The following is a 6674-nucleotide window of genomic DNA, read 5'->3' on the forward strand; positions in this document are numbered from 1 at the left end:
CAGTTCTTTTATTGCAGACTAAGGGTCCGAGCATAACCCTATTGAATAGCTGACGTAACTAACTTCGGTTAACTGTAAAAAATCTTTTAAATAGATGGCTCCTTTTCGCAACCGATTTAAGAATAAAAAAACCCAACCCTTCTACATGAGAGAGGGTTGGGTCAAGGGGGAAATAGTAGTCTCGGAATAAAATCCGTCAATCAGGACTCACCAGATTTTTAAAAATCTATCTGGGCCCCGAGTTTGACCCTACGAGGTGCGCCTTGCAGGACACCACCTGAACTCATCAGCCAGAAGGCTTCATCAGTCACGTTTTCAACGCTTAAACGTATGGTGAGAGGTTGCTTATTCAATCTGGTTTCATAACGCGCGCCAAGATCGAATAATGTCACAGAACCCAAATGGTACTCATTCAAGGCATCATATGGGCGTTTACCGGTATATGATGCTCCACCTGTCAACGTCAGGCCGGTAGCAGGGATGTGATATTCACTGAACAGACGGAATTCTTTTTCTGCTACGCCCACGGGATTTTTGCCTTCCGATTCCAGATTACTGACGGTGATATTTTCCCCATCAATCCACATTGCACTGGCCCCCAGCATCCATTCAGGTGTAAGCATGGCCTTAGCTGAAAGTTCGATACCTTGATACCTAACCTCGCCGTTTTGGGAAGTGATCTGTGTGACTGGATCGGTATAAAGCTCAGCCTTTTCTAGCTGAAATACCGCCATATTGGCAGACCAGTTGTTTCTATCAACTTTCATCCCAACTTCATATTGTTTGCTGACTTTTGGCGGAAATATTTCATTCGCGTTGACAGAAGTATTTAGTGCTGCACCACCCTGTTCCAATGATTCTATATAACTGCCATACAGTGACATCCATTCCACAGGCCGGTAGACCAAAGCATAAGTTGGTGTGTTTTTACTACCATCATAATCAGCATATTTTTCTTCAAGAGAACTACGTCGAATCCCTAAAATCAAGTCCCATTGATCGCCGAAATGGATAGTATCTGAAATAAAAATATCTTTACGCTTGGCGACAGAGGTTTCCAAACTCGTTGCATCACCTTTACTGCGATTATCGGCAACACGTGGGATATCAATAACCGGGTCGGATAGATTACCGGTAGGTAAGGTATAACCAACGGGTAGCAGATTAGTACTATTTGATATGGTTGTACGACTATGCGAGTAACCTAACGCGATAGCATGACGAATAAAACCAGTGTTAAAAGAACCGCTGATCACGTCTTCAATATGATGTGTTTTAAAGCGGTTATTAAAGTAAATTAAGTTCGATGTGTAATCGCCATTAGGCTGTGCCCGCATATCCGGAACCATTGGGTCACGATAGTTACTGGAATAACGATAGGAAATTTTATTGCTCCAGTTCTCATGAAACTGCCATGTCAAATTGGAGCCATAGGTTTTATGATCGGATTCATAACGTGCCCATTCTGGTGCCAGACTTTTATCGCCATCAATCGGATCAAGAATTTTATTACCACTGCCGGGGGTCAGTCCTAACAATACGATACGGCGATATCCACCATAGGTTTTACGTTCTGCCAATAATGCATCTGCTTCCCAGAGCAGGTTTGGTGTAATGTGCCAATCCACGGCGATAGAGCCTGATTTGCGGTATGAGCTGCCTTCATCGGTATAGGTATTACCGGCTTCACGTAGGGCATTAACACGCACACCGAGCTGATCATCAGGCCCAAAGCGACCACCCGCATCAAGGTGACCGAGAAATAAACCACTGTCCATGATTTGGGTATTCAGGCTGGCAGCAAATTTTTCGGTTGGCCGTTTTAAGCGATAATTGACAACGCCGCCCGGTGTACCAAAACCATACAGAAAACCACCGGCACCTTTTAAGACTTCGACACTGTCAAAGTGTTCGATTGGCAGATCCGAAGCCCGGTTATAAGCGGTCATGCCATCAATACGTTGACCGGTGTCGGAATCAATAAAATTACCCCGAATTTTAAACTCGTTATTTTCATTCAACAGATTACCGGAGGAGAGACTGACGCCCGCGTCATATTTTGCGATATCCGAAATTGAGCGTGCCTGAATGTTTTCGATAAAGTCACGTGAAAAACTTTCGATTGTAAATGGGGTATCCGAAATGCTTTTATTGCCAAGCGCACCAACACTTGCATTTTGAACCCGATAAGCATTGTCAGCGCTACCTGAAACAAATCTGTCTGCATCCACTTTAATCATGGGCAAATTAAGTGACGTATCAGCACTGTTTTTAACAGCAAGCATGTATCGATTATTTGCCTGTCTGACAACTTGTAAATCGGTACCTGCAAGAATTGTCGAAAACCCATCCTGAATACTATATTGCCCCCTTAAGCCGTTGCTTGAAAGACCTTGTGTCAAAGCGCCATCAATGGTCAGCATAACGCCAGCTGCCGCAGCAAATTGATTCAATACGTTATCGAGACTACCCGCTGGCAGTGTGTATTGTTGAGTCTGTGTTTGTACGGCGGGTTCCGCCATTACCATTTCGGATGTCATGCTGTATCCCAGGCAAGCCAACAGAATCGCTTTTGGAAGTACAGCCAATTTTATTTTCTTGGGAGTGCTGTTTATGCTCATTTTTTCCTCGTCAGTTATTGCTTAATTCCGCTCATCATTTCGTGAGCCTCTATCTGTTATTCCGAACGAGAAAGAAAAAGTGCTACTTTTTTTATAACTTTTTTAAGATGGTGAGCTTAACGTAATCCAGTAACGCGTAAAGCTGCGGATCTGTATCGGTAAGCCCTGTTGCAACGAATGTAAAATGGCATCGGTGTTATCCAGCAGATAAACACCTGAAACGACTAAATCAGCTACTGAGGGATCACAACGCAAAACACCGTGACGATAGCGGCTGAGTTCATTAACAAAGTCACCTAATTTTTGACGTTCAACAATCAATTTACCCTGTGCCCACGCACTGCTTTGAGCTTCAACAGGCATTAACAGGTTAAAAGTATTCGGTGAAAAACTAGTTTGCTCCCCTGCTTTGATTTGTCTCACGATTCCAGCTTGTGAGTGAACTTCAACAGCACCTTCAAAAACGCTTACCTGAGTCTGATAATGTTTTTCATCAAGTTGACGAACGCTAAAACGAGTACCAATAGGGAAAATTTGTCCGGCCCGAGTTTCGATAACAAACGGACGAGGAGTTGCAAAACTATCTTTGGCGGTGACAACCATAATTTCTCCACGATACAGACGTAGCCTACGCTTGGTATCAGTGAAATTCACATCTACAGCACTATCCGTATTTAGTGTAATCAGCGTTCCATCAGGCAACGTAATACTGCGCTGCTCACCCTTTCTGGTTGTAAGATCAGCAATAACTGTATGCCAACGTTCAGTTTTTTGAACACCATAACCGATGACCGCGAAACCTGACATTAAGCCCAAGCCGGCCAACATTTTTCGACGAGAAATTGATGGAGAATCCTGGCGTAAAACATTACTGGCAATACGCTCCGGAACTTGGTTGAGCGGTTTATTAACCTGTTGTAGCCAGTCCCATGCTTGCTGATTCTCGCTTTCTGCCTTAAGCCATGAAGAGAATGATGACCACTCTTCATCAGTCACGGCTCCAGACCACAAGATAACTTGCCATTCAAGCGCTTTTTGTTTGGCAGTTTCAGTAATATTGCTAGGCGGTAAAGACATTTATAAAGATTTAATATGCCATGATATTGATACATCCCTGCATCGCAACCAACATATCTTTTCTGACTGTTGCGACAGAAACATTTAAACGCTTTGCGATTTCATTGTAGGTTAGCCCATCAAAACGCGATAACAGGAAGGTTTCACGCACCCGGGGTTTTAAGCCAAACAGCATTTCATCAATTTTTAACAAGGCTTCAAGAGCGAGCATTTGTTCTTCGGGTGATACAACAGAGTCTTCCGACTGATGTGTTATAGCTTCCAGATAAGCTTGCTCTATTTTCTGGCGACGATACCGATCAATAACCAAGCCTTTGGCGATTTGAACTAAATAGATCCGAGCTTGATCCTTTGCCGGTATGCGTGTCGAACTAATGATCCGGACATAGGTATCCTGAGCTAAATCGGCAGCACTGTGAGAACAACCCAACTGTCGGCGTAACCAACTGTACAACCAACCATGATGGTCGCTATACAATGTATGAATATCAGCTTGTTGTTGAAAGTGAAGCTTTGACAAAATGCTTTCCTTAGCCGGACTTTATGCAAATGAGAATCAATAGCATCTTACAAGATAAAGTCCAAAGAGTGCAAACTAGAGGACTGTTTAATGTTGCCTGGTAAGAGCTCCCAGGTTCATTTGCCTTGGATAATCACATGATTAGAAGCGTCAAAATTGACTGAAAAGCTAATTAGTTGAGATGTGGTTGAAAGAGAGTAGCGGTATCAGCTTGACCAATCTCGTGATTCCCTTCCCTCTTCAAATTCGAAATAACAGGCACAAAAAAGGGGCGATAAACGCCCCTTTCTCAATCAAGCTGTTAGCGAACTGCTTATTTCTTCGCAGCGGCTTCGCGCTCTTTAACTTCTTTGATAACTTCTTCTGACACGTTACGTGGGCATGGCAGATAGTGCAGGAACTCCATAGAGAACTGACCACGGCCTGAAGTCATGGTACGCAGCGAGCCGATGTAACCGAACATTTCGCTCAGTGGTACTTCAGCTTTAATACGTACACCTGTTGCGCCCGCATCTTGCGATTTGATCATGCCACGACGACGGTTCAAGTCACCGATAACATCACCGACGTTATCATCCGGGCAGAACACGTCTACTTTCATGATTGGTTCCAACAATTGTGGACCCGCTTTCGGAATGGTTTGACGGAAAGCGCCCATCGCAGCAATTTCAAAGGCCATTGCTGATGAATCCACGGCATGGAAGGCACCATCAAACAGGTTTACTTTAACATCAAGTAATGGGAAACCAGCTAAAACACCACGGCCCATCATTTTCTTGAAGCCGGCTTCAACAGCTGGCCAGTATTCACGAGGAACACTACCACCTGTTACAGTCGATTCAAAGTTGAAACCACTGCCTGGCTCACCTGGTTCGATAATGTAATCAATACGACCAAACTGACCAGAACCACCAGATTGTTTCTTGTGGGTGTAACTGTCTTCAATTTTTTTCGTGATGGTTTCACGGTAGGCCACTTGTGGCTCACCAACGATAACATCAACGTTATGAGTACGTTTCAGGATATCTACTTTGATATCTAAATGTAATTCGCCCATACCTTTCATGATGGTTTCACCGCTGTCTTCGTCGGTTTCAACACGGAAAGATGGATCTTCTTTAATCATTTTACCCAGTGCGACACCCATTTTTTCAGCAGCAGCTTTATCTTTAGGCGCAATGGCGATTGAGATAACGGGATCCGGGAACACCATTGGTTCCAATGTGGCTGGGTTTTTCGGGTCACACAATGTGTGACCAGTCTGAACGTCTTTCATACCAACGATGGCGATGATGTCACCTGCATGAGCATAATCAAGTTCGTTACGGTCATTGGCATGCATTTCGACCATACGGCCAACACGTTCTGTTTTACCGGTGAAGGTATTCAGAATGGTGTCGCCTTTTTTCAATTCGCCAGAGTAGATACGAACGAAAGTCAACGCGCCAAAACGGTCATCCATGATTTTGAATGCCAAGGCACGCAATGGGCCTTTGATATCAACAATGGCGTGCTTGCCAGTTTCATTACCTTCCAAGTCAACTTCTGGTTGTGGATCAACTTCAGTTGGATCAGGCAGATAATCAACAACTGCATCCAGTACCAACTGCATACCTTTGTTTTTGAATGAGCTACCACAGTAAGTCGGGAAGAAATCCAATTGCAGTGTACCTTTACGGATACATCTTTTCAGATCTTCAATAGAAGGCTCTTCACCATCCAGATATTTACCCATCAGATCGTCGTCTTGCTCTACAGCAGTTTCGATCAGTTTTTCACGCCATTCTTCAATAGCGTCAGCCATATCTGCAGGTGGCTCTTCGATGGTGTAATCTTCAGCGCTCTTGTCATCTTTCCATATCCACGCTTTGCGAGTCAGCAAATCGACAACACCGGTAAATTCATCTTCAATACCGATTGGCAAAACCATAACCAGCGGAGTGGCCGCCAGAACGTCTTCAACCTGTTTTACAACGCGGTAGAAGTCAGCACCAATACGGTCTAATTTGTTGACATAGATCAGACGGGAAACTTCAGAGTCATTCGCATAACGCCAGTTGGTTTCTGATTGCGGTTCAACACCACCACTACCACAGAAAACACCGATACCACCGTCAAGTACTTTCAGTGAACGATAAACTTCGATAGTGAAGTCAACGTGGCCTGGAGTGTCGATAACGTTCAGGCGGTGACCTTTCCATTCACAGGTTGTCGCCGCTGACTGGATAGTAATACCGCGCTCGGCTTCCTGATCCATGAAGTCCATTGTGGATTCACCATCATGTACTTCACCAGACTTATGGATTTTGCCGGTCAGTTTAAGGATACGTTCGGTTGTGGTGGTTTTGCCCGCGTCAACGTGAGCGAAAATACCAATATTTCTGTACTTGGATAAATCGGAAGCCATAAATCCTGTCTCTATTGTGTGAATAACCGATGCTGTTTACATCATCAGG

Annotated in this window: 4 protein-coding genes; all 4 read right to left on the minus strand. The window is 44.2% G+C overall.

The window, feature by feature from the left end; genetic code table 11:
- Positions 1 to 218: 218 nt before the first annotated feature.
- The 4 genes from Q7V21_RS05745 to fusA all read right to left on the minus strand — a co-directional run bounded on the left by Q7V21_RS05745 (position 219) and on the right by fusA (position 6625).
- Positions 219 to 2540: a TonB-dependent receptor gene (locus tag Q7V21_RS05745; RefSeq protein ID WP_304916355.1), complete on the minus strand. Its 2322-nt coding sequence runs from the start codon at positions 2538 to 2540 to the stop codon at positions 219 to 221.
- Positions 2541 to 2723: 183 nt separating this feature from the next.
- Positions 2724 to 3698, minus strand: coding sequence for a FecR domain-containing protein (locus tag Q7V21_RS05750; protein WP_304916356.1), 975 nt, complete (start codon positions 3696 to 3698; stop codon positions 2724 to 2726).
- Between the two features lie 10 nt (positions 3699 to 3708).
- Positions 3709 to 4218, minus strand: coding sequence for a sigma-70 family RNA polymerase sigma factor (locus Q7V21_RS05755; RefSeq protein WP_304916357.1), 510 nt, complete (start codon positions 4216 to 4218; stop codon positions 3709 to 3711).
- A gap of 313 nt (positions 4219 to 4531) precedes the next feature.
- Positions 4532 to 6625 carry an elongation factor G gene (gene fusA / locus Q7V21_RS05760; protein ID WP_304916358.1) on the minus strand — a complete coding sequence of 698 codons (2094 nt, stop codon included), beginning with the start codon at positions 6623 to 6625 and terminating at the stop codon, positions 4532 to 4534.
- Positions 6626 to 6674: the final 49 nt, after the last annotated feature.

Source organism: Methylophaga sp., from assembly GCF_030651745.1.

What these genes read in the sequence shown, in the direction of transcription:
- fusA (WP_304916358.1), bottom strand. Translation starts at nt 6,625, where the DNA reads ATGGCTTCCGATTTATCCAAGTACAGAAATATTGGTATTTTCGCTCAC.
- Q7V21_RS05750 (WP_304916356.1), bottom strand. Translation starts at nt 3,698, where the DNA reads ATGTCTTTACCGCCTAGCAATATTACTGAAACTGCCAAACAAAAAGCG.
- Q7V21_RS05745 (WP_304916355.1), bottom strand. Translation starts at nt 2,540, where the DNA reads ATGACATCCGAAATGGTAATGGCGGAACCCGCCGTACAAACACAGACT.